The organism is Okeanomitos corallinicola TIOX110 (genome assembly GCF_038050375.1).
GTDB classification, from domain to species: Bacteria; Cyanobacteriota; Cyanobacteriia; order Cyanobacteriales; family Nostocaceae; genus Okeanomitos; species Okeanomitos corallinicola.
In genome coordinates this window covers 1,432,290-1,454,892 of record NZ_CP150886.1, presented here as the reverse complement: position 1 = coordinate 1,454,892, position 22,603 = coordinate 1,432,290, and the positions used below count along the sequence as shown (strand labels likewise).

The 22,603-nt window shown below is 38.0% G+C and carries 20 protein-coding genes and 1 pseudogene; 13 read left to right on the top strand and 8 right to left on the bottom strand.

The window, feature by feature from the left end; translation table 11 throughout:
- The first annotated feature begins 1 nt into the window (after position 1).
- From WJM97_RS06305 to WJM97_RS06275, 7 genes and pseudogenes are all read left to right on the top strand, one after another.
- Positions 2 to 2,581 carry a tetratricopeptide repeat protein gene (locus WJM97_RS06305; protein WP_353932190.1) on the top strand — a complete coding sequence of 860 codons (2,580 nt, stop codon included), beginning with the start codon at positions 2 to 4 and terminating at the stop codon, positions 2,579 to 2,581.
- Between the two features lie 47 nt (positions 2,582 to 2,628).
- Positions 2,629 to 3,987 (top strand): CHAT domain-containing protein, encoded by a 1,359-nt coding sequence (locus WJM97_RS06300; RefSeq protein WP_353932189.1) that lies wholly within the window; start codon positions 2,629 to 2,631, stop codon positions 3,985 to 3,987.
- 14 nt (positions 3,988 to 4,001) lie between these two features.
- Entirely contained in the window at positions 4,002 to 4,355 is a 354-nt protein-coding gene (locus WJM97_RS06295) for a hypothetical protein (protein ID WP_353932188.1), read from the top strand.
- A gap of 228 nt (positions 4,356 to 4,583) precedes the next feature.
- Complete coding sequence (locus WJM97_RS06290) at positions 4,584 to 7,640, top strand: CHAT domain-containing tetratricopeptide repeat protein (protein ID WP_353932187.1); 3,057 nt, start codon at positions 4,584 to 4,586, stop codon at positions 7,638 to 7,640.
- A 562-nt stretch (positions 7,641 to 8,202) separates the two neighbouring features.
- A pseudogene (locus WJM97_RS06285) lies at positions 8,203 to 8,391 on the top strand (ISNCY family transposase); the annotation flags it as partial.
- 427 nt (positions 8,392 to 8,818) lie between these two features.
- Positions 8,819 to 9,631 (top strand): chromosome partitioning protein ParA, encoded by an 813-nt coding sequence (locus WJM97_RS06280; RefSeq protein ID WP_353932186.1) that lies wholly within the window; start codon positions 8,819 to 8,821, stop codon positions 9,629 to 9,631.
- Complete coding sequence (locus tag WJM97_RS06275; RefSeq protein WP_353932185.1) at positions 9,603 to 10,253, top strand: hypothetical protein; 651 nt, start codon at positions 9,603 to 9,605, stop codon at positions 10,251 to 10,253. The genes WJM97_RS06280 and WJM97_RS06275 overlap by 29 nt, the downstream gene beginning before the upstream one ends.
- A 69-nt stretch (positions 10,254 to 10,322) precedes the next feature.
- Here the strand turns inward: WJM97_RS06275 and WJM97_RS06270 are convergent, their stop codons facing one another.
- Positions 10,323 to 11,630 carry an NF041680 family putative transposase gene (locus WJM97_RS06270; RefSeq protein ID WP_353932184.1) on the bottom strand — a complete coding sequence of 436 codons (1,308 nt, stop codon included), beginning with the start codon at positions 11,628 to 11,630 and terminating at the stop codon, positions 10,323 to 10,325.
- 138 nt (positions 11,631 to 11,768) lie between these two features.
- On the opposite strand from WJM97_RS06270, the gene WJM97_RS06265 reads away from it, so the two are divergent.
- The 5 genes from WJM97_RS06265 (at position 11,769) to WJM97_RS06245 (ending at position 14,586) form a co-directional block, all read left to right on the top strand.
- Positions 11,769 to 12,623 carry an IS630 family transposase gene (locus WJM97_RS06265; protein WP_353932183.1) on the top strand — a complete coding sequence of 285 codons (855 nt, stop codon included), beginning with the start codon at positions 11,769 to 11,771 and terminating at the stop codon, positions 12,621 to 12,623.
- A 51-nt stretch (positions 12,624 to 12,674) separates the two neighbouring features.
- Positions 12,675 to 12,911: a DUF433 domain-containing protein gene (locus tag WJM97_RS06260; protein WP_353932182.1), complete on the top strand. Its 237-nt coding sequence runs from the start codon at positions 12,675 to 12,677 to the stop codon at positions 12,909 to 12,911.
- Entirely contained in the window at positions 12,908 to 13,153 is a 246-nt protein-coding gene (locus WJM97_RS06255) for a DUF5615 family PIN-like protein (RefSeq protein ID WP_353932181.1), read from the top strand. The genes WJM97_RS06260 and WJM97_RS06255 overlap by 4 nt, the downstream gene beginning before the upstream one ends.
- Before the next feature lie 71 nt (positions 13,154 to 13,224).
- Positions 13,225 to 14,273, top strand: a protein-coding gene (locus WJM97_RS06250) for an IS630 family transposase (RefSeq protein WP_353930221.1) whose coding sequence is annotated in 2 segments (ribosomal slippage) — positions 13,225 to 13,617 and positions 13,620 to 14,273 — 1,047 coding nt in all. Because the reading frame shifts where the segments join, the coding sequence is not laid out codon by codon here.
- A gap of 181 nt (positions 14,274 to 14,454) precedes the next feature.
- Positions 14,455 to 14,586 (top strand): hypothetical protein, encoded by a 132-nt coding sequence (locus WJM97_RS06245; protein ID WP_353932180.1) that lies wholly within the window; start codon positions 14,455 to 14,457, stop codon positions 14,584 to 14,586.
- 69 nt (positions 14,587 to 14,655) lie between these two features.
- Here WJM97_RS06245 and WJM97_RS06240 read toward each other — a convergent pair whose 3' ends face one another.
- The 3 genes from WJM97_RS06240 to WJM97_RS06230 form a co-directional block, all read right to left on the bottom strand.
- On the bottom strand, positions 14,656 to 15,291 hold the full coding sequence (locus WJM97_RS06240) for a class I SAM-dependent methyltransferase (RefSeq protein WP_353932179.1): 636 nt from the start codon (positions 15,289 to 15,291) through the stop codon (positions 14,656 to 14,658).
- Between the two features lies 1 nt (position 15,292).
- On the bottom strand, positions 15,293 to 15,673 hold the full coding sequence (locus WJM97_RS06235; RefSeq protein ID WP_353932178.1) for a VanZ family protein: 381 nt from the start codon (positions 15,671 to 15,673) through the stop codon (positions 15,293 to 15,295).
- A gap of 100 nt (positions 15,674 to 15,773) precedes the next feature.
- Positions 15,774 to 16,034 (bottom strand): hypothetical protein, encoded by a 261-nt coding sequence (locus WJM97_RS06230; RefSeq protein ID WP_353932177.1) that lies wholly within the window; start codon positions 16,032 to 16,034, stop codon positions 15,774 to 15,776.
- Positions 16,035 to 16,282: 248 nt separating this feature from the next.
- On the opposite strand from WJM97_RS06230, the gene WJM97_RS06225 reads away from it, so the two are divergent.
- Positions 16,283 to 17,881, top strand: a complete 1,599-nt coding sequence (locus WJM97_RS06225) for an Hsp70 family protein (RefSeq protein ID WP_353932176.1) — start codon at positions 16,283 to 16,285, stop codon at positions 17,879 to 17,881.
- A gap of 74 nt (positions 17,882 to 17,955) precedes the next feature.
- Here WJM97_RS06225 and WJM97_RS06220 read toward each other — a convergent pair whose 3' ends face one another.
- The 4 genes from WJM97_RS06220 to WJM97_RS06205 form a co-directional block, all read right to left on the bottom strand.
- Positions 17,956 to 18,471, bottom strand: coding sequence for a L,D-transpeptidase (locus tag WJM97_RS06220; RefSeq protein WP_353932175.1), 516 nt, complete (start codon positions 18,469 to 18,471; stop codon positions 17,956 to 17,958).
- A 188-nt stretch (positions 18,472 to 18,659) separates the two neighbouring features.
- Positions 18,660 to 19,292, bottom strand: coding sequence for a bifunctional 4-hydroxy-2-oxoglutarate aldolase/2-dehydro-3-deoxy-phosphogluconate aldolase (locus WJM97_RS06215; RefSeq protein ID WP_353932174.1), 633 nt, complete (start codon positions 19,290 to 19,292; stop codon positions 18,660 to 18,662).
- Positions 19,293 to 19,467: 175 nt separating this feature from the next.
- Positions 19,468 to 19,608 carry a photosystem I reaction center subunit VIII gene (gene psaI / locus WJM97_RS06210; protein ID WP_353932173.1) on the bottom strand — a complete coding sequence of 47 codons (141 nt, stop codon included), beginning with the start codon at positions 19,606 to 19,608 and terminating at the stop codon, positions 19,468 to 19,470.
- Positions 19,609 to 19,705: 97 nt separating this feature from the next.
- The gene (locus tag WJM97_RS06205; RefSeq protein WP_353932172.1) at positions 19,706 to 22,114 is read right to left on the bottom strand and encodes a hypothetical protein; all 2,409 of its coding nucleotides are present in this window, start codon (positions 22,112 to 22,114) and stop codon (positions 19,706 to 19,708) included.
- Positions 22,115 to 22,603 lie beyond the last annotated feature (489 nt).

Genomic DNA, 22,603 nt, shown 5'->3' with positions numbered 1-22,603 from the left:
TATGAGTGAAGCTAGAACAACAAATTTGGACATAGCTATGGAGCGAATCTTAGGATTTGCCCAAAAATTTGATCAAGCGCACTTTGATTTAGCTTGTCATGCAGCATTTCCACAGACACTCACACCAGACTTACTTTACCAAATTTGGCTGCGCTTTGTACCCCAAGCTCCCTGGACAGCAGTTGCTCGCATACTTCTGTCTCGTTTGTGTCGTGAGGTCGGTTATGAACTTTACGAAATGGATGTTGCTGTACGAAATCTGTTGCTAACAGAACTTAAAGAAGATGAGCGTTTTGGCAAGCAACAATTAGATAAATTAGCCGAGTTTTATACTGATTATTTAAAACAGCAGTTTGCCAGGGAAGAAGGACAGGAAGAAGATTTAACCCAGCCTCAATATTGGATAGGACTTGCTTCTACTAAGTCAAAACATCTGAATCGTGAATTAGCAAAAGCTATTGAGTCGAGGTTGCAACAGAAAAATTGGAAAGAACTGTTTCGTTTAGCGTCATTTATAGAAGCTGTTCCAGAAGCATTGGTGGAATTTGAAGCACCACTGATTACTTATGTTCGTGGAATGTTGAGTTACACTACTGGGGATTTAGAGGGTGCGGCGGAAGAATTTAGCAAGCTCCCAAGGCGGGAACGTCAGGTTGAGATTGTGGGAGTAAATTTATCAATTCCTGATGAAGTTCCTTTAGTTGAAGTAGAATTAGCTTTCTTGCAAAGATTGTTGCAAATTATTTCGGAAAGTAAGGGTGATGCACAAGTAGTTTACCCATTTTTGGCAGCGAATTCAGAAAAACTGAATCTACATTTAGCAGAAGTATTGCGGCTTTGGGCAACAAATATCTTGACAAAAGCGCAGTCAGATGCAGCACAATTACTAGCTACAGATGTCAGTAATTTTAGCCATTTGATTAGTCAGTTTCCCTTGGGTAACAAAGCAATAAATATAGAGATTGCTATTACTGGTTATGAAATAGTGCTGACAGTTTTTACCCGTGAGGAGTCTCCTAGAAATTGGGCAGGTATACAGGCACTTTTAGGGAATGCTTATAGAGATAGAATTAAGGGGAACAGAGCGGAGAATCTAGAACAGGCAATTGCCTATTTCTTGGCTGCACTCCAAATCTTCACCCGCGATCATTTTCCTCAAGATTGGGCTTTGATGCAAATTAGTTTAGCAGAAGCCTACATTAATAGGATTAGAGGAGATAAAACTGAGAATTTAGAACAGGCAATTGCATCTTGTTTAGATGCACTTCAAGTCCTGACTCTCACTGACTTTCCTCTTGATTGGGCAGGTACACAAATTAACTTAGGAATTGCTTACATTAATAGAATTAAGGGAGATAAAGCTGAAAATATCGAATATGCTATCGCTGCTTTTACTCAGGCTTTAGAAGTGAGAACCCGTATTGATTTTCCTGTTGAATGGGCTGCTACGCAAAATGCTTTAGGAACTGCTTACATTAACAGAATTAAGGGAGATAAAGCTGAAAATATCGAATATGCTATTGCTGCTTTTACTCAGGCTTTAGAAGTGAGAACCCGTCATGATTTTCCTATAGATTGGGCAAACGCGCAAAATAATCTGGGTAATGCCTACCGTGACAGAATTAGGGGAGATAAAGCCGAAAATTTGGAAATGGCGATCTACTCCTGTCAAAATGCTTTACAGGTTTATACTCGTGAAGCATTTCCAATAAACTGGGCAGTAACTATGAACAATCTAGGTTTTGCCTATCGTGATCGTATTGTCGGCGATCACTCAGAAAACTTAGAACAAGCTATTAGTTGTTTTGATGCTGCTTTCCAAGTGTACTCCCTTCATGATTTTCCCGTAGATTGGGCAAATACTCAAAATAATCTTGGGATTGCTTACCGCGATCGCATTCGAGGAGAACGTGCAGATAATATAAAAAGAGCTATTAATTGCTTTGAGAATGCTTTACAGGTTTACACTCGGATATCATTTCCTCAACAATGGGCAGAAAACCAGAAAAATTTAGGGACTACCTACTCAGAACTGATAGGAGGCGATCGCACCAATAATATAGAAAGAGCTATCAACTGTTTTCAAAATGCTTTGCAGGTTTATACTTCTACTTCTTTTCCCCAAAAGCATTTAGAAACTCTATTCAACCTTGCTATTGCATATCAAGATAATAGCCAGTTAAATAGTAGCTACGATGCTTTTGCTAATATAATTGATAGCTTGGAATCATTTCAAGGTAGTACATTTAATAGATGGGAAGTTAAAGGAAAAAAACAAGATTTGACTGAAATATTAACCCAAGCTTGTCAAAGCATGGTTGAAGTATGCTTGAAATTAGGTTATATCGACAAAGCTATTGAATACGTTGAGAGAAGTAAAGTACGTAATTTGGTAAAACTCATTGCCAACTGCAATCTCCACCCAAAAGGTAATATTCCAGACTCTATCCTGAATGAGTTACAACGCTTGCGTTTGGAAATTTCAACAAAGCAGCTACAGCTTGAGTCTTTGAATAAAAATATATCAACTTTAGTCAACATTCGAGCAGAAGATGGAGTAAGCAATCGGGATAGTTACTGAATGGAGAAAGAAGCTATACAAAATCAACATAAAAAAGGGTGAAATATATGGCACCAGGTTCTAAGAGAGTTCCTAGTAATCTAACAAAGAGTGAAATCAAGGAATTAATAAAAAATGCAATTGTTGAAAATTCAATTACTCCAAGTAGTCGGGATATATTCATTCAACTACAACAGCAGATAATTCAACTACAGCAACAGCTAGATGAATTAATTACTCTTGAAATTTTACCAATCGATCCAAATTTCAATCTTACTCAATCCATTGAACATATAAATTTTGCTCAAATTAAATCTCTTATCACTGATGAAAGAACTGCTATTCTAGAATGGCATCTACAAGATGATAATTTTCAGACTTTCATTATTACTGCACAATCTGATCTTCCTTTAGTTATACAAGCTTCTGTTAAGGATAATTTAGCGTTAGTTGAATTGATTCAAGAGTATTTTCAAGACTATCAGAAAAATCAAGAACAGTGGCGAGTAGAATTCTTGCTAAGACTTAATAAGTTGGCTCAGATACTACATCTTGACGAAATCCTAAACAACTTGCCTACAACTTGTGACCAATTAATTTTGATTCCTCATCGCTTCCTCCACTGCCTCCCTCTTCATGCCCTTCCCTTTGCTGATGGATCATGTCTCCTTGATAGGTTTCCTGAAGGTATCCGCTATGTTCCTAGTTGCAGGATAGTACAAATGATTCAATCTAGGCAACGCACGGAGTTTAGCAACTTTTTTGCTATTCAAAATCCTAACGGAAACTTACCTTATACCAATGTTGAAGTAGAAAATATAAAGCGATACTTTCCTAATACAAATATTTTAACTAAAGCTGATGCAAGAAAAGATTTACTGAATAATCAAACACTTAACTCTGTTCATTGTTTGCATTTCTCTGGTGATAGTGATTTTAAGATTGATTCACCTCTAGAATCCTGTCTTTTTTTTGCTGACGAACCTGTCACTTTGGAAGAAATTTTTAAGCTTAACTTAAGCAAATGTCGTTTAGTTACTCTTTCGGCTTCTGAAACAGCCCTAATTGATTGGACAAATAGTAGTGATGAGTATATTGGCTTTCCTGGTGCTTTTTTATGTGCAGGTAGCACTAGTGTCGTGGGTAGTCTTTGGGGGGTTAACGACTTATCTACGGCTTTATTGATGATTAAGTTTTATCAAAATCTACAAATGAAAACTACTATAGCAGTTGCCCTAAATCAAGCCCAAATATGGCTTCGAGATATCACCAAAAAGGAACTATTACAATGGATTGACGCAAACCAAATACCTTTAAATGCAACAATTAAAATGATTCTACGTCGTGGTCTTCATAAATTTCCAGATGATATCCAGCCATTCCATAACCCTTTGTATTGGGCTGCCTTCTGTGCGATTGGTCAATGAATAGGAGTTAAAAAATGTCACCTTACGAAGAAAATATTTTAACTTTTGTATACATATTACAAACCCAACCTGAGCTATTAACGGTAGAAGACCGTACCGATGTACTAGAATTGCTTGCAACCCTCCCAGATGATGTGGAGGAAATATCAAATGCGATCGCCCTCTGGTACGAAACCCGTCCGCAAATTCTAGATGCTATCCTCAAGGTACCAGTTGAAGATTTAGACAGTTTACGAGCTGCGGGTGGTAATAGGACTCCTATCACTGGTGCAGAAAGTAAGGAAATGATTGAAAACTCAGTAACTCAAAGTCGTCAATCAAGCCAGCCAGATACTTCTTCATCTCAACCCAAAAAACAATCAAATTAAGCATTATTGAAACTATTTTTGGTGCATTTTGCTTGTTACAGAAAGCTTTTCAAGGAAATAAATGTATTGGTAGTAAATAATACTCAAATGTAAACAAGCCGTCCAGAAAATATATTAGTTTAACTGGTTCAGCTACGCGATCGCTCCCTCAACAACAGAACATCACACAAAAACCGTCACCACCCCCTAAAAACGATGCAAAAACAGATTTGAGTAGACTCAAACAACATGGACGCACAACGCCACCAAGCCTATCTGGACTTAACCGAAGAACTACTCCGTTGCGACAGCACTCGTGCGCCGGAGATTTTGCAGGCTAGGCGAGAATTTGTTGATACTGGCTGGGTGGAATGGTTAGAACAAGCAGCCATTCGGCAGGAAGAACAGGGTAACTTGCAGGGAGCCAATCAGATTTACAATCTACGTGATTATGCGGCTATCTTAGTTAATTTGGAAACTGTAAAAATAACTGCGCCTTTCTGGAACGAGCTTTGGCAAGCAATTTTACAGAGCAACTGCAATTCCCAGGTGATTGAACCTCTGCTCAGAGCCAATTTAGACAAGCTCACTGATGCTTTTGCTCAAATCTTGCCTAGCTTGGCAGCTAATTTGTTCTCAACTATACCACCAGAAGGATGGACTACAATTGCTGGATTGTTCGTCAACTTCAGCAATCTCATGTTTCACTTTCCCTTAGGCATTAGGGCGAACAACCTGGAAATTGCTATTGCAGGTTACAACATTGCACTAGATATATTTACACAAGACGAGTTGCCACAACAGTGGGCGATTGTGCAAAACAGTCTTGGTGCAGTCTACAATAATCGCCTTCGTGGAGAACGAGCAGAGAATTTAGAGCAGGCGATCGCCCACTACCAAAATGCCCTACAAGTCTATACCCAAGATTCTTTAAGAGAGGAGTGGGCAATGCTCCAAAACAACTTGGGTACTGCTTACAGTAGCAGAATTTTGGGCGACCGAGCGCAAAACCTAGAGCAGGCAATTCTCTGCCACCAAAATTCCCTGCAAGTATACACCGAGGATGACTATCCTGTAGACTGGGCCAGAGCGCAGCATAACCTGGGAATAGCATATCGTGGACGTATTCAGGGAGAGCCGGATGCCAATTTAGAGCAAGCAATTGCTTGTTTTCACAAGAGTCTGCTAGTGCGTACCCGTAGTGTATTGCCGACGGAATGGGCAGAGACGCAGAAAAATTTGGGAGTGGTTTACTGCGATCGCCAACAGGGAAATAAAGCCAGGAACTTGGAACGCGCTATTAACTATTTGCAGAATGCTCTCCAAATGTACACTCAAACAGAGTTTCCAGAAAAATGGGCAGAGACGCAGAAGAACCTGGGAGTAGTTTACTGGCAACGCCTGGAGGGAGAGAAGGCAGAAAATATTGAACGAGCGATCGCTTGTTACCAAAACGCCCTCCAAGTCTATACCAAAGCTGAGTTTCCAGAAACTTGGGCAGAAACGCAAAATGCCTTAGCTGTTACTTGGCGACAACGCATACTCGGCGAACATCATCAAAATTTGGAACAGGCAATTAACTGCTGTCAGGAAGCATTACAGGTACGCACTCAGGCTGCCTTTCCCATGTACCACACGGAAACACAACTAAATTTGGGTTTGACTTACTGGGATATGCACCAACTGCACCTAGCCTACTCTGCTTTTGTAGCAGCAGTTGATACAGTGGAGTTTTTGCGGAGTGAAATAGTCTCTGGGGATATTGCTAAACGTAAGCTAGCTGAGGAATGGCATCAGCTTTATATCAACATAGTGGAGGTTTCCCTAGAACTGGCTGTTAATGAACCGCAATATCTTAGCAAGGCAATTACTTACGTTGAACGTAGCAAAACGCGCCAGTTGGTAGAGCTACTTCTCAGCCGTGACAATCACAGTATCTTTCCTCCAGACATTGCTAGTCAACTGCAACAGCTTCAGGATGAAATTAACCAGGGACAGCAGTGCATCCAGTCGGGAACATCTGCTAACTCTACTGTTCTAGCTCAAAAGCTGCAAAAATTGCGACAGCAGCGCAACACATTACAAGACAGTTACTTGGCTGTTGGTTCTCGCTTCGATTTAGCCCCCTTCCTAGCAAGTCTTGATGATCGCACTGCTGTAATTGAGTGGTTCATTGCTGACGGTCAAATTTTTACATTCGTTGTAACTCCCAATACTGGTTCTTCTCCTGCGCCTAACAGTGAAACTGAAGCCAATTCTTTTCTTTGTGTAGAAGAAAACCAGCAACGGATTACAGTTTGGCGGTCTACTCCAGAAGACCTGCAAGACCTAACAAATTGGCTGGAGGCATACCTAAAAGATTACTACCAGGATAAAGGCTCTTGGCGAACTCAACTGATGCCGCGTCTAGAGGAACTTGCTAGGAATTTGTACTTCGACAGGCTCCTCTCCCAGTTACCGCAAGGGTGCAACCAGCTAATTTTGATTCCCCATCGGTTTTTGCATATATTACCACTTCATGCTTTGCCTGTATTTGATACTACCCTCATTGATAGATTTAGCCGTGGAATCCGCTATGCCCCTAGTTGCCAGCTGCTGCAATTAGCTCAAACCCGCCAAAGACCCAACTTTAAACATCTGTTCGCCATCCAAAATCCCACAAATGACCTTTCCTATGCTGCCATCGAAGTCGAAGTAATTAGGGATAAATTTGAGATAGCAACAGTTTTCCAACAGTCAGCAGCAACTAAAGCTGCTATCAGTAACAGTCTGTTGCAAGGCATTCACTGTGTCCACTTTGCATGCCACGGCATATTTGACTTGGTATCTCCACTAAACTCAGCATTGCAGTTGGCAGATGGGCCGTTGACTTTGGCAGAAATCTTGAACTTAGACTTGCAGCAAACTCGCCTTGTTACTCTTTCTGCCTGCGAAACGGGTTTGACTGACCCCTCCAGCCTCAGTGATGAGTATATCGGTTTACCCAGTGGTTTTCTATACGCGGGTACTCCTAGTTTAGTGAGTTCGCTTTGGACAGTGAATGACTTGTCAACATCATTTTTAATGCTCCAGTTCTACCACAATCTCCGGAACGGTTCTTCTGTAGGTACAGCTCTTAATCTAGCCCAGTTGTGGCTGCGGGATGTGACAAAAATGGAATTAGAAAAATGGGTTATACAAACCCAGTTGCCCTTACCTCCGGCAGTGAGGATGGCACTACGTCGTCTTCTGCATAAGCTACAGGATGATAGTAAACCTTTTTGTGACCCTTTTCATTGGGCTGGGTTTTGTGCGGTGGGGGTGTAGTTTTAGCTAAGTTATTGCTCTTTCATCATTGCCTATCCTACAAATTATCTTGTAATTGAGTTAAAAAACAATAAAAGGCATTGCTGAACTGAAGTGTGAAATTGAAAAATCAATAATTTAAAACTCTTACTCTTTGCGACTCTGCGCCTCTGCGTGAAACAAAATCATACTCTTAATCAGCAACGCCCAATAAAAATATTGATATAGGGCTACTATTTGATTTTTGAACAAGATGTAAACCGTAAACCTTATGGAATCAACGATTGAATCTCAGTATAATGAACAAGAATCAAACCGGATTCCTATAGTTTATACTAAAAACGGATAAATACTAGACTTTTGCCCAGGCAAAAATCCTTGTATATCAATATTTTGAGCAATTTTAAGAGTAAAGCTCCAACTCGTTTTTAGTAGTATATCTAAGAGGGTGTTTGAAAAGTCCTGCTGAACGTAGCGCAGCGTAGTGAGGCATCTCTGGGTAATCACTCAAACCCTTGATTTTTCGTTCAGTTTTACTCCGATTAAAATGGCAAATTATACCTTTCTAAATTTTCAAACATCCTCTAAAACGAGAAATCAATTTGGTCGTCAAAGAAGAGAAAAAGCTTACTCTAAATTGATTCTTCCTACGAAAGTAAGCTGTAAACAAACTCAGAAAGTCAAGTTAATAATTGAGAATTTAAAGTCGCTAGAGGAAGGGAGGCTACTGCAAAAAATTGAAATCTTTCTCCCACCTATAGAACAAGTCATTTAACAAACTCAAAGAACAATATTAATATGAAGATGCATAGAATAAAATATAAAAAATAATTGTAGCGTGCTTCCCGTTTACGTAGTGTCTCCGACAGGAGAAGGGTACGCAGATAGACACAGATAAGAATGGATTAATCAAGGGATTTCACAATTATGTGCAGCCTCACATAAAATTGGTATAAACTCCAGTAAAATACATCAAAAAGCATACGATTTTACATCAAATGATAGTTTATAAATGGGTAAATAACCTGTAAAAATACAACTGACACATTTCATAAACTTGCAAATTTAATTTGCAGGTAGTTAATCATAGTTAAATTTAGATAAAAAGCTTTTTATCTTTTTTATTACTTACCAGAATATCTTCAATATTGAAGCAAATCATTGCTTAATTTATGACTAGAAAAAGGAAGCACCCCATAGTGAATGAAAATGAACAGATACCAGCAAATGAAGAAACCACAGAAAATCAACAGTTTAAAACAACTGAACAAACAGGAAGAATAGTAATTATCACAGGAGATAAAGGAGGTGTAGGTAAATCCACATTTGCAAGAGGATTACTACATTTATATATCAACAAACAGTTAAAGTATTTAGCTTATGACTCAGATCATCGCAATGCCCAATTGTATAGACATTACGACTCAGCACAACCTGGAGTCAAGCTACTTGATATTTTTACAAGGGGTGGTGCAGATGACTTACTAATAGACTTAGAAAAAGAACTTACCCCACTGGTATTAGTAGATTTACCAGCCCAGTCAGGTCTATTTTTTGAGAATTTTGAGAAAGACTTGGGGGTATTTGATGCTGTCAAAGGCTTAGGATACAGAGTCACAATGGTGAGTGTACTATCTAGGGTAAAAGATTCAGTGAATATATTACGAATTCTTCACAAATACTGTGGCGATCGCGTTGATTATGTAGTTGTGAAAAATCTATTCCACGGTGAAGCTGATAAGTTTGAACGATACGACAGTTCTGATACTCGCACTAAACTTTTAGATGCTGGTGCAGTGGAAATTAAAATGCCAGATTTATTTTTCAAACCCTATGACTATATTGATGAAAAAAACTTAACTTTTGGTCAAGTTCTAGAAGATAAAGAAGCCAACATTGTCATTAAGTCTCGTGTTTCAGCTTGGTTGAAAGAATTTGAGCAAAGCGTATTGAATGCTAATGAATTATTGGGGATAAAAGAAAATGCAGTCATCACAGATCAAACCGCATAGCCAAAATAATCCAGGGTTTATCCCCAATCATAAACGACTAGTAATGACAGTTGGTGATGCTAGGGTGGGTAAATCAACAACAGCACGTTTGTTGATAGAGATTTATCTAGAATCGCAACTAAATCTCAGAGTTTACTACAGTGGTAATCGCAATAAGTTATATGCTTATCAGCTATTATTACCTATTGCTCAATTGCCCTTAACACCAGGTGGTGCAGACCAATTATTAATTGATTTAGAGACTTTTTCTGATGTGCAAGTAGCTTTGAGTGATTTACCCGGACAAAGTTTTGAAGAATTTCGACAATTTGCCGAAGAAGTAATGCTTTGGGATGCAATTGCTCAATTAGGTTATCGTATAACCTTTGTACATCCAATTTCTTATCGGAGAGATTGTACAGATTATCTACAAGAGCTTTTTAATTGTTATGGAAATAAAGCAGACTACATCATTATCAAAAATCTGTATTTTGGTGACGAATTTCCTTACTATGATGGTTCTGATATCCAACAGCGTATCCAAGCAAGTGGAAACAATGAGTTATATTTGGGAAAGTTATGGAGAGATACTTATGAATTATTAGAATCTCTGGATTCACCTTATAACTGGAGTTTAGACTAAGCTATGAAAAATGACCCAGCAGGGCTGAGTTAATCAGAGACTTAGCGAAACTATGAATAATCTTAGGTATTAAACAGCAACAGAAGGTTCTTTAGGTGGACGTGATACTGTTTTTTTAACAATGGGACAGGGGTTTTTACGGTGACGCTGTTTTCCTGGTTTCCAACCAGGAGACTTTCCGCGAGGTTTGGGTGCAGAGGTAGGAGTACCAATAGCGGCAAAAACTCCACCCATAGCTTGAGCAACCCTTCCAGGGGTCAAATTACCCTGAGACTTCTGCCAAGGTAGAGGATTGTCAGTAACCATATCACGGGCTAACCACAATTCCCAAGTCATCAACGGCATGAGGTCACTCCATCGCTCACATTGCTTAGGAGTACCAAAGTTTGGGACGGTCCAATGTAGACGCTGCTTCAAAAAGCGATACCAATGGTCAATCGTAAAGCGACGTAAGTACAGAGACCAAACTTCCTCTAATGGTGGCATTTCTTCTCCTACCCAAGCCAACCATAAAGGTTTGGATGCCCTCATGTTACCTTGCGCGTCCAGACGTTCAACCCTAATCAGTAACATTGGTCTTGTAGCAGCTTGACGAAAGTGTAAATCTTTCCATAAGCTCACACGCACTCGTCCTAATTTTGGGTCATTCACTTCCAAAACAGATGTGGCTTGGGTCAATGTTGTTGGCTCATTCAGTTTAAATTTATCACCATGTTTTTTGGGTCGCCCCTTACCAGAATAAGCTCCTGGTTCACCCCATAAACACAGATTTGAACGCAACCGAACCAGAATATCTGCGGGAATATTCGCAGTTTTTAAGACAAAAGGCGCACATCCATATTCACTATCCCACACAGAAATTGGTCTAACAGGCAAATATTTACATACCTGTTTTAATTGCCAAATTGCTTTTGAGATAGGACTTTCAGAACTTGTGATTCTTTCATGTCTTAAAGGTAATGCCCAACTCCCCTCATTTTCCGGTATCCAGGCTATTGTGCTATATCCCTGTCCTACAGTTATTGGTTTGTTTCCTGCTATGGATGTGCCACTATGTTCATAAGTTCTTTCTTCTAGTTTAACTGCATCTGGTCGTGACCAGTTCGTATGATCTCCTGCCAATAGAGGTCGCTTCACGGTTGGTATCTGTTCAATATATAGCTGCATCAATTTTTGTCGCTGTGGTCTGCTATCTTGTAGTGCTTCATAGATGCTTGGCCACTTACGTCTAAATACTGGTGATAAGGACAAGTCTGCTAGGCAATAAATATTTCTCGTTAGCAATATCGCATCTGTCAATTCAAAAGTTGCATCTTTAGCTCTGCCTAAATATTGGTAGGCTGCTTGACGAAATTCTTTTAAGGAAGTACGTTTCATATTGGCGAGTAAGAGTAGGTGATTCTTCTCTTAGCTTCTGCCAAAAGGGGGACTGTATTCAATCAGACTCCCTTTTTTTTCTTGAACATCACCGATTTAGTCTAAACTCCAGTCAGGAAAGTAGCTAATATATTTTCTGTGTCAAAAAGTTTAGTACAAAAGCTGGTAAAACAACAAAAAATTGATGGAGATTTACAACCCAAGAAGCGAGGAAAACCACAATTTAGTCATCTGACAAATGCGGACATAGATTTAAGAGAATTGGTTGAAGCAAATTCGGATGCAACATTGATAGAATTGTGTGAATTATTTGCAGATAAAACTGGTAATTGGGTAGGTCGAAGTGCAATGTGTTCTGCATTACAGAAATTAGGATTAAATCGTAAAAAAAAAACAACGCGGAGTACCCAAGCAGGAACAGAAAGAGTTCTGAATTTAAGATTAGATTATTGGGATCAGGTCAAAAATATAGAGCCAGAAAATTTAGTATTTCTGGACGAAACTGGTATCCTACTTGGCTTAACGAGGACTCATGCCCGCTCACAACTAGGAGCAAGAGCTTACTCTGTCAAACCCTTTTATCGAGGCTCAAAGGTTACAGTAATTGGAGCTATTAGTATTAAAAAAGTAGTTGCATTAATGACAATGAATGATTCAATGGATGGCAACGCTTTTGAAGTATTTGTTGAAAAGTTTTTAGTGCCACAGTTATGGTCGGGAGCAGTGGTAGTAATGGATAATTTATCCGCACATAAACGAGATTCAATTGTGTCAATGATTGAAGCTGTTGGTGCTTCAGTTCTTTGTTTATCCTCATACTCTCCTGATTTTAATCCAATTGAATTATGGTGGTCACAACTCAAATCTTTCTTACGTAGCTTTACTCCAACCACAACAGAAATGGTTGATAAGCTAATCTCAGTTGCACTCGACTTAATAAATCCTCAACATTTAAGAAACTGGTTTGCTAGTTGCTGCTACTGTACCTCATAACAGCCGGAAGTGCTGTATAATTAATTCACTATCAACATAACATCTAATATCATGAATAACCTGCTATTAAATAGAATAACAATCAACCATGATATTTGTCATGGTAAACCATGTATTCGGGGATTACGCTATCCAGTGGAAATGATCTTAGAACTTTTGAGTTCAGGAATGTCCATTGATGATATTTTAGAAGACTATGATGATTTAGAATACGAAGATATTTTAGCAGTTCTCAACTTTGCTACTCGACTCACTCAAGTTAAAAGTATTCTCCAAATAGTTTCATGAAATTCTTAATTGATGCTCAATTACCAATGCGAATTGCACATTTATTAGAGAAATTGGGTTATGATGTTATACATACTAAAAATCTTCCTTTACAAAATGCAACTCCAGATTCAGACATTAACAAATTATCAATCCTAGAACAGAGAATTGTGATTACTAAAGATAAAGATTTTTTAGATTCTTTTTTAATCAAACAAGAGCCTTACAAGTTACTATTAATAACAACAGGCAATATTAAGTAGGTAAACAAAAAAAATTAAAGGTGTGTAAAGATAAGTAAATACGGAAAAACATATATTAGGGTGATGTAAATATGGGGTCAAGGTTAAGGATATTCCTGACAAAAAAACAAGATAGAGAGTTGTTTGACCTGAGAACAGCGAAAGTACCGCAGAAAGTAAAAGATAGAGCTGAAGTAATCAGATTAAATGCAGATGGTTGGTATGTGGAAAAAATAGCGGCTCACTTTGATTGGGGAGAGCAAACAGTAAGAGTCGTGTTGAATAAGTGGGAAAAAGAAGGAATAGAAGGACTCCATGAGTTACCAGGTCGAGGGAGAAAGCCAAAATTGGTGGAAGCTGACATTGAATATTTAGAAAAATGCTTGAAAGAAGAAGCACAAACTTATAACAGTAAGCAATTAGCAGAAAAACTGGATAAAGAGCGTGGGATAAAAGTAAGTACCAACACAATCAGACGGGGACTAAAAAAAAAGGGGTGATTTGGAAGCGGATAAGAATAAGTCATCAAGCAAAACAAGATCCAGTGACTCGTGCAAATAAACAAGCAGATATGGATATGTTAGAACTGGCTGCGGCTAGTGGAGAAATAGACCTAAAATATTTGGATGAATCAGGATTTTCAGCTTGGAGTGATTCAGGTTATACATACTATCAAAAAGGAGAACAAAAAAAGCTCGAACAAACAAAAAGACGTGGACGCAGAATCAGTATTATTGGGCTATTTCAGCCATTAATTAGCTTTATTTATGGTCTAGTAATTGGAGGAGTTAAGCGCAGTTCTTACATCAAAATGATGGAACAAGAGGCGCAAGAAGCATCTGAAAGTAAACGAATGAGAGTCATAGTTCAAGATAATGGACGAATACATTGTTGTAAAGAAGTTCAGGCATTATGGACAAAGTGGGAACAAATGGGTTTATATATGTTTTTCCTTCCTAAATATTGCTCGGAAATGAATCCAATTGAATTAGAATGGCAACATCTTAAACGAGATGAAATTGCTGGAAAAATGTTTGAGGATGAATTAGAACTAGCGTATGCAGTTATGGATGGTGTTGAAACCAGAGGTAAAAAAGGAAAACACCGGACAGAACGTACTAAATTTAACAAAGCCAATTAGGTTAACTTTTCTTTACATACCTTTAAATTTTTCTGTTAACCTACTTAGTAATAAACAGCTTGAACAACTTTTTCTCCAAAATATTACCCAAATAGTCGAATTATTTATAAATCATGATTTCTTGGAAATGACTAGAGATAGTTTGATTATTCATTAGCGATCGCTGTTTGATGTATGTAGGATGAAGTGCGATCGCCAAAAGGGTAAAATACTTTCAGAATTATTAGTAAGTTCAATTCATTTACATTCTCACTGTGATGAAGATTGGCAAAATTTGATTTCTGATGAGTTGGAAACTTTAGCAGATGATTAAAGTAGTAAATCTTAGGAAATTTTGCTTGATTAGAGTTTTTAGCGATCGCCTAACAAAAAAAATCAAATATTAACCAGCTTTCACCCCTATCAACAAAGCCAATTCCAACCATTTCCAATAACAATCAACATCACTAAAACCAATCTTTCTCAACCATTGTAACTGTGTTTCTACATCCAACAACTTATTAGAAGGATCATCATTTTCCGGTAAAGTACCAATCTCCTTTAAAAACTTTTCATGTAATGACTGTGTAGGTGAAGCAACGTGTTCTAAATTGCAAAAAATACCACCTGGATTTAAGTTTTTAAAAATTTCTCTATATAAAGAAAATTTCCGTTCATCACCTAAATGATGAATTGCAAAACTAGAAACTACTGCATCAAATAAACCTAAATCTGGTAAAGGTTGATCTAAATTGTGGTTTATGATTTCTACATTTTTATCATCAGCAAAGCGAGTTTTTACCGCTGATAACATTGTTGGTGAAAAATCAATTGCGACACTTTGCATCTGGGGACGATCTATTTTTAAAAGTTCAAGTAAGCGTCCGTCTCCTGTTCCTAAATCCAGAATACGTTTAACATTCTTAGGAACTTGTTCTAATAAAACTCCTTCCCCTTCCGTGCGATGAGGTATTTTATCAGCTTTACCTAAATAACTTAAAGCGTGTTCAGAAGATGTCCAAAGATTAATATTATTCATGTTATTTATTGTTTGATGCAGGAAATATTTCCGCTAATATTGTAAATGAAATAATACCACAAATATCAGCAGCTAAATCAACCCAATCTGCATTACGATAAGGTACATAAGATTGGATCATCTCATCAACTATACAAAACAAAAAAACTATCAATGGTGCAAGTGGTACGGGGATATTTAATATTCTAAACTTGCGTTTTCTTAATGCTTGATGACTAAAATAAGCTGCAAGTCCTAATAATAAAAAATGTAAAACTGTATCATAATAGGGAAATCTTGATATTTCTGTGGGGATAATTTGCAGATATGCAGCGATGAAGATAGAAAATAAAATTCCCAAATAAACCCAAAAAGCAAAAACCCAACGTTGATGTGTTGTCATTTTGATAATTCTTAAATGGTGTTATTATGAATAACAGGAATATCAAAGATAATTCCGTAGGTTATTTATCTGTTTATTGGGAATTTTGAATAACTAAAATTTAAGCGTGTAAATTAGCTTGTTCCTGTAACCAAGGATCTACTGGTTGTCCATCTTTGCGTTGCAGTTCTATTTCTATTGCTATTACTTCCTTTGAACCAGGAGGTGCGGGTTTTTGATGGAAAATAACATCATATTCTAAAGGGTTTTGATTATGTTCTTTTAACCAGTCTTGGACTTTGGTTAATGCAAAGAATGATTGTCCATCTCTGAACATTGTGGTAATTTGCATTTGTAGGGTGTGGGGGTTGGTGCGTGCCATTTTTTAACTCCTTCTATATTTGTTACTGACTTAACTACGTTTTTATATTTAAACTATTTCTGCTACTTATTACACTCGTGTCTGTACTACACAATGAAGTGCGAAATGTGAGATCAAAATTGTGAGAAATCTGGGTTTAACCCTTTGACCAATTTAATCTCACAAAAGTTGCTACTTTTTTGATAATTTAAGGATATATTAATTTTACTTACGTATTTTCATCCTGGTGCATAATCCTTAAATCAGATATGGCGATAGCGATTGATTTTGGTACTAGCAACACAGTAATTACCCGCTGGAACTCTGTCACCCAGCAACCGGAAACCTTGACTTTACCGGGTTTATCTCTACAGCAAAGTCTTAATCCTCCCTTGATTCCTAGCTTAGTTTATGTGGAAGCAGCTAGTCAGAATCAAGTGGTAGTTGGCCAGCAAGTACGCGATCGGGGCTTAGATTTTCAAGGTGATAAGAGATTTTTCCGTGGTTTTAAACGAGGAATAGGGGCAGACATTCAGGGTTTTTTACCGGAATTAGATGGGGAAATCATCACTTTTGAAAAAGTTGGCAACTGGTTTTTAAGTAGGATAGTTGAAGAATTAGTATTAACAGAAGGCGGTTTAGATTCTTTGGTGTTAACTGTACCAGTGGACAGTTTTGAAGCCTATCGTCACTGGTTAGGTAATGTACTTCAAACACTGCCTGTAGAACAAGTACGAATGTTAGATGAACCTACAGCCGCAGCTTTGGGTTATGGTTTAACAGCACAAGATAATCTTTTAGTCATAGATTTTGGTGGTGGGACTTTAGATTTATCTTTGGTGAGTTTATACCAAAAAGCAGAAACTAATAATAAACCAGTCGGATTTTTATTAAAATGGGGAAAAAAATCCTTAGCTGAAGATTCCCAACAAAAGGTAAAAACAGCCCGTGTTTTAGCAAAAGCAGGGCAAAATTTAGGTGGTACAGATATTGATAATTGGATAGTTGATTATTTTGTCAAAACTCAAGGTTTATCGGTGAATTCTATTATTACTAGGTTAGCCGAACGGTTGAAAATTCAGTTGTCTAGCCAACAACAAGCGAGTGAAGTTTATTTTAATGATCAAACTTTTGAAAGTTATGAATTGGATCTAAATCGGCAAACTTTAGAAAATATCCTCAAAGATAATGGATTTTTTGAGAAGCTGCATGAAGCGATGATGACTTTGCTACAACAAGCCCGTCGTCAAAGTATAGACTTAGATGATATTAATGCGGTTTTGTTGGTGGGTGGATCTGTACAATTACCCGCAGTGCAAACATGGATACAACAATATTTTGAACCGGAAAAAATTCGTTGTGAACGTCCTTTTGAAGCGATCGCCCAAGGTGCGCTACAAATTACCCAAGGTTTAGAAATTAAAGACTATTTGTATCATAGCTATGGAGTACGTTACTGGGATCGTCGTCACCAACGTCACAGTTGGCAACCAATTATTAAAGCCGGTCAAGCTTATCCCATGAGTAAACCAGTGGAAATAATTTTGGGTGCTTCTCAAGAAAATCAACCTAGTGTAGAGTTAATTATCGGCGAATTAGGGGCAGAAACCGGAGCTACAGAAGTTTATTTTGATGGCGATCGCTTGGTAACTCGCAAGTTACAATCTTCAACTACCACCGTTAAACCCCTGAATGATCATCAAGGAGCAAGAAATATTGCCCAACTTACACCCCCAGGTTTTCCAGGTAGCGATCGCATTAAGGTCATGTTTCAAGTTGATGAACAGCGTTTTTTAAGAATTACTGTTGAGGATTTATTAACTAATAATACCTTGGTAGATAATCAACTGGTAGCACAATTGAGTTAAGCATTGAGCTATCAGCGGTCAGCTTTTTCAAGCCTATCTCACAAACAGACTTTGGAGATTACCGCTGAAATATTCTACTTTTTGACAACAATAGGAGTTCCCACAGCCGCCCATTCAAATACCCATTTAGCATGATTCGGTGCCAGATTTACACAACCATGACTAACAGGTGTGCCAAATCTTTTATGCCAATATGCTCCATGAATGGCATAACCACGATGGTAATACATTGTATGAGGAACATTGGCAACATTATAACCAGGCCCGCGCATCCGCGTTTTTCTGTGTTTAGTTTGAACTTTAAAAGTACCAACCAATGTTGGTGTAGAACGTTTCCCAGAAGAAATTTTCACTGCATATACGGGTTTGTTACCTTCCCAAGCAATTAAATTCTGCTCTGATAGGTCAACTTGAATCCAACGTTGATCAGATTTTTTCAGTGTTTGAATGGCTGTAGCTATTTTATTTTTAGTAGAATTTGCTAATACTTGTTCAGATGATGGGAAACTCAAGATACTTACGGAAATCATTGCCCCCGTAAGTAACATTTTTAAAGAATGTCCCCAGCGAGTATCGCTATTACTTGTCATGGTAAACACACTCCTTTTTTGGTAATGAGTAATGAGTAATGGATAATCAAGTTTCCCCTACTCCCTGCTTTCCTGATTTTTGACTATCACTTTTGATCACAGTGGACAAGGCGGGACATTGATGACAAAACTCAGATCCTAAAAAGCTTGTCAGACTGTCACCTGTCACCTGCCATATGTTTTACTTACTAATTTAACCGATGTATCAGATTTTTAGCTTGCTTGGCGATCGCACCCCAATTTTCCGCTAATATCCATTGTTTCGGGAATAATTCCCCACTCAAGCCTACACCCACTGCTCCCACTTGTAAAAAATCTTTAGCATTTTCTATGGTTACACCACCTGTAGGAATGAGGGGAATATGACCAAGGGGTGCTTGTAAACTTTGGATATAACTGACACCACCTACTGCTTGAATGGGAAATACTTTGACACAACTTGCACCCTGACTCCAAGCACTAACAATTTCGGTAGGTGTAAGTGCGCCAGGTATAATTGGGATATTTTTCGAGACGGCAACTTTGATCATTTCTGTGTCAGTGTGAGGACTAAAAATAAACTGCGCTCCAGCTGCGATCGCCTCTTTTAACTGTTGAACATTAAACAGTGTTCCCGTGCCAATCATACAATCAGGTAACTGACTCCGCAGTTTGGCAATTAATTCCTCTGGGCGATCGCTATTCCAAGTAATTTCTATTAAACCCATTCCCCCATCAGCTACTGCTAAAGCCATTTTTTCACCCCATACCATTTTGGGAGACCGAATTACGGCGATCGCTCGATTTTGTTGTAATTTTAATAACCAATCTTGATTAGACATGATCAGGAATAGGAGTTGAGGATAGCTAGGATTCAGGATTTCTATCAGCAAGAATTGATTTACTTAAACCTCTTACCTATTACCTCTTACCTATTACATAAGTTTAATTAAGTTAAATAGCTTATATATTGATATAGGTAACAGGTAAAAAAATTACCCATTACCCATAACCTAATTAGGCGATATCTTCACGTTCAATGTAGGAAAACAAGAACGCAAAAACCACTGCTGGTAATACTAAACCAGTCAAAGGCACGAAGATAGAAGGCAAAAATGAAGAATATGCCAAAATAGAGGGCAGAAATGAACCTGACATAGTAACGAGTCCTCTAGAGTCAAAATACAATTCACTTAGGAGCTTACTGCAAAAATTCCACTATTTTTGGAAATTCTCACGATTTTTAACACAGAGTTCACAAACCCAGCACTTCATCAACTTCAATTGTAGATAAATCCGGGGGGATAACAGTCTTTACCATTGTAACTTTATGGCTTTCCTGCTGGCTATTCACATCCAGTGCGATCGCCCCCACAAGCATTTCCACACAGCCCATAGGAACGAGAATTTGAGTAGTAGCTTCCCAATTTCCCCAAGGGGTAATATGCAAATCTGGAAGTAGGTGGGGTCCATCTAATAACCCACGAGTTTGATAATCTTCAACCCATAATTTAATCACAATCGTTGATGATACTACGGGCATTTCTAAACGCACTTTAATGAGCTTACCAGCTAGTAATTCTCCGCTAGGTAAGAATAGTTGTGGTGTAGGTAAAAATTCCCAATCTTGGGAGGATAAATTCTCTAATTCAGCTGCTGCTGGTTGCTTTTCATCCTCATCAATTGATGTCAGATACACATCATCGAGAACAATTTCTTCCGATAACCAAGCAGGTGTAGGTATATTTTGGGGTGGTTTTGGTGTGGGGGTAGTTTCAGTCGTATCCAGTCGGAGATGTTCTGGTATCTCTAACAAAGATGATGTTTCTGCATCTAAATCATCCAAATCATCCAAATCATCCAAATCATCAGTATCCAATCGGAGATGTTCTGGTATCTCTAGCAAAGATGATGTTTCTGCATCTAAATCATCTACTGTTGGATCATCTCCTGCTGGTGCAACTGTGATATTTTCATCATCTTGATTTTGGTCTTGGTATATCAATTCTATCCCTTCATCTAACAAATATCCTTGTTTTGCCATCCATTTTTGAATTAAAGGGGAAGTTTCTGGATAACTGATTTGTAAAGATTCATCGGTTGCTAATTTAGGAATTTCTGCCACAGTATTTTCTGTCAATTCCAGATCAGCAGTTTCTGGATATTGATCACTGAGAGACAGTTGTGGAGTAGTTTCCAGTATTGATAATGGAGTTTCTGGTTCTGGTTCTGACTTTAAACGTTTTAAGAAAGGAAAGGAAGTTTTAACTTGTCTAATGACTAACTTTTCGAGATTGATAGGGCGGACTTGATCGGGTTTTCTGACCTCATCCATAGATTTTAATGGATTTACACCAGCAGAATTACCAGAAATCATTCTTTTATGAATTCGGGGTAATTTAGGTAGTTGAGGTGATATCTTCTCTGAGAAAATAACTGATTGAATTCGCGGTGGTAGTGTGATATTCTCCACAGGTTTTAAAATCCGAAACTGTGCTAATTTGGGAGTTTTCACCAAATTAAAAAGTTCTAAACCCAAGGGAACTGGCTCTGATGCTTGTAAATTCTCCTCTGATTGAGAGTGATGATCAGTTAATAATTCTGGTTTACTTAGTGCTTGTGAAGTAATAGTTAGTAATTCAGTCACATCTGCGGTAATACTGAAAGGATGATTGCCTAAAAGTGTGACTTCACCACCTGGAGTTATTGTGCCATATATATTAATACTGCCTAAAATTAACTTGGATTCACAATCATGGGGAATATGAATATTACTACTAAACGAGAAGGGAAATATTTGATCTGCTAAGGTTTGTTTGGATGTAGTTAGAATTGCTGATTCTAGGGGCGATCGCAATTCCGTCACTATTTGTAGTTGATAAATATTAATTACTGATAATCTTTCATCTGTCAGATTTTCTATGTTTGCCGATATCACCTCACCCTTTATTTGCAAGGATGTTCCCCATTTGGCAATGTAAGTATTTTTTTCTAGAGATAATTGTAGTGGTAATGATGGAGGTATTACTGGTGATATATCCTGATCTGATGGATCTTCATCCCAAGATTCTGAAGAGGGTAAAGCTAAATCTAGTAAATTTTGGACAATTTGTTCTGCTGTCTCACCTTTTAACAAAACTGGGTTAACAGGTTGATGGATCAAAATATCTGCTGAAATGGGTGATAAGGTATCAGTATCATCAAATTCATGATCTGAAGTCACGGTAGGGGACATTTCATCTGTTCCCATTGCTGATGACTCAAAGTTATAATCGGAATCATCGCTACCACCTAAGAGTAATTGCTCATTGACTCGAGAGGATAAAACATTTAGAAGTAAAGTCTGTTGCCAGGATTCCCCTAACATATCCGTCATCAAATCACCAGAACATCGTATTTCCCAAATACCCAGTGTGAGATCAGTAAAGGGAATCACCGCCATCAACCCATTGGCATCTGTACGCCGTAAACGTTTGAAAGTACGCCGTTTGGGCGGAAATTCTTGAATTGAGGCATGAGTTATCCGCACTTCTACATCTGTATTCAGAAGGGGTGAACGAGCTAAAATTCTATACTTACCTGGGGAAATTTTGAGAGTTGGTGATTCTAGGCTTTGCCAAGAGCGATCGCCCTGCTTCTGTATCAGAAATTGCCAGTGTTCCATCTTTAGTAATACCCAAGCCAAGGAGTAACTGAGTCATATTTTTTCATTACAGCATATTGCAGATCAATGATGTACAAATAATAATCAAAAATCATTACCAATCAAGGGTTTGATTGCTGTTAGCGAGCTTAACCTATGACTCCTACGTCGTCACGCCAGCTATAGACAGAAGCTGAAAGCTGCTGTAACTTGTTTATCAGTTTAACTTAGTAATGCTTTTTCACTATTGTTTGTTAAATTTTTGTTGTATTTGTCTTGACTGACTTTAGGTAATTTTACTAAAGTTGTAGATAATTAATTAATGAAAAACAGGTAAAAAATTAAAAATTAATCCTCTATTTACACTCACTTAACGAAAGTAGCTCCATTCCCAGATAATGAACTGCAAAAAACATGATCGGATTTTAGAGTATGTATCTCAAGAGGTAAAAGGTACAGAGTTTAAGATTGAGCTACCTTGTAAAAACCAGATACCTATAGTTTAATTTT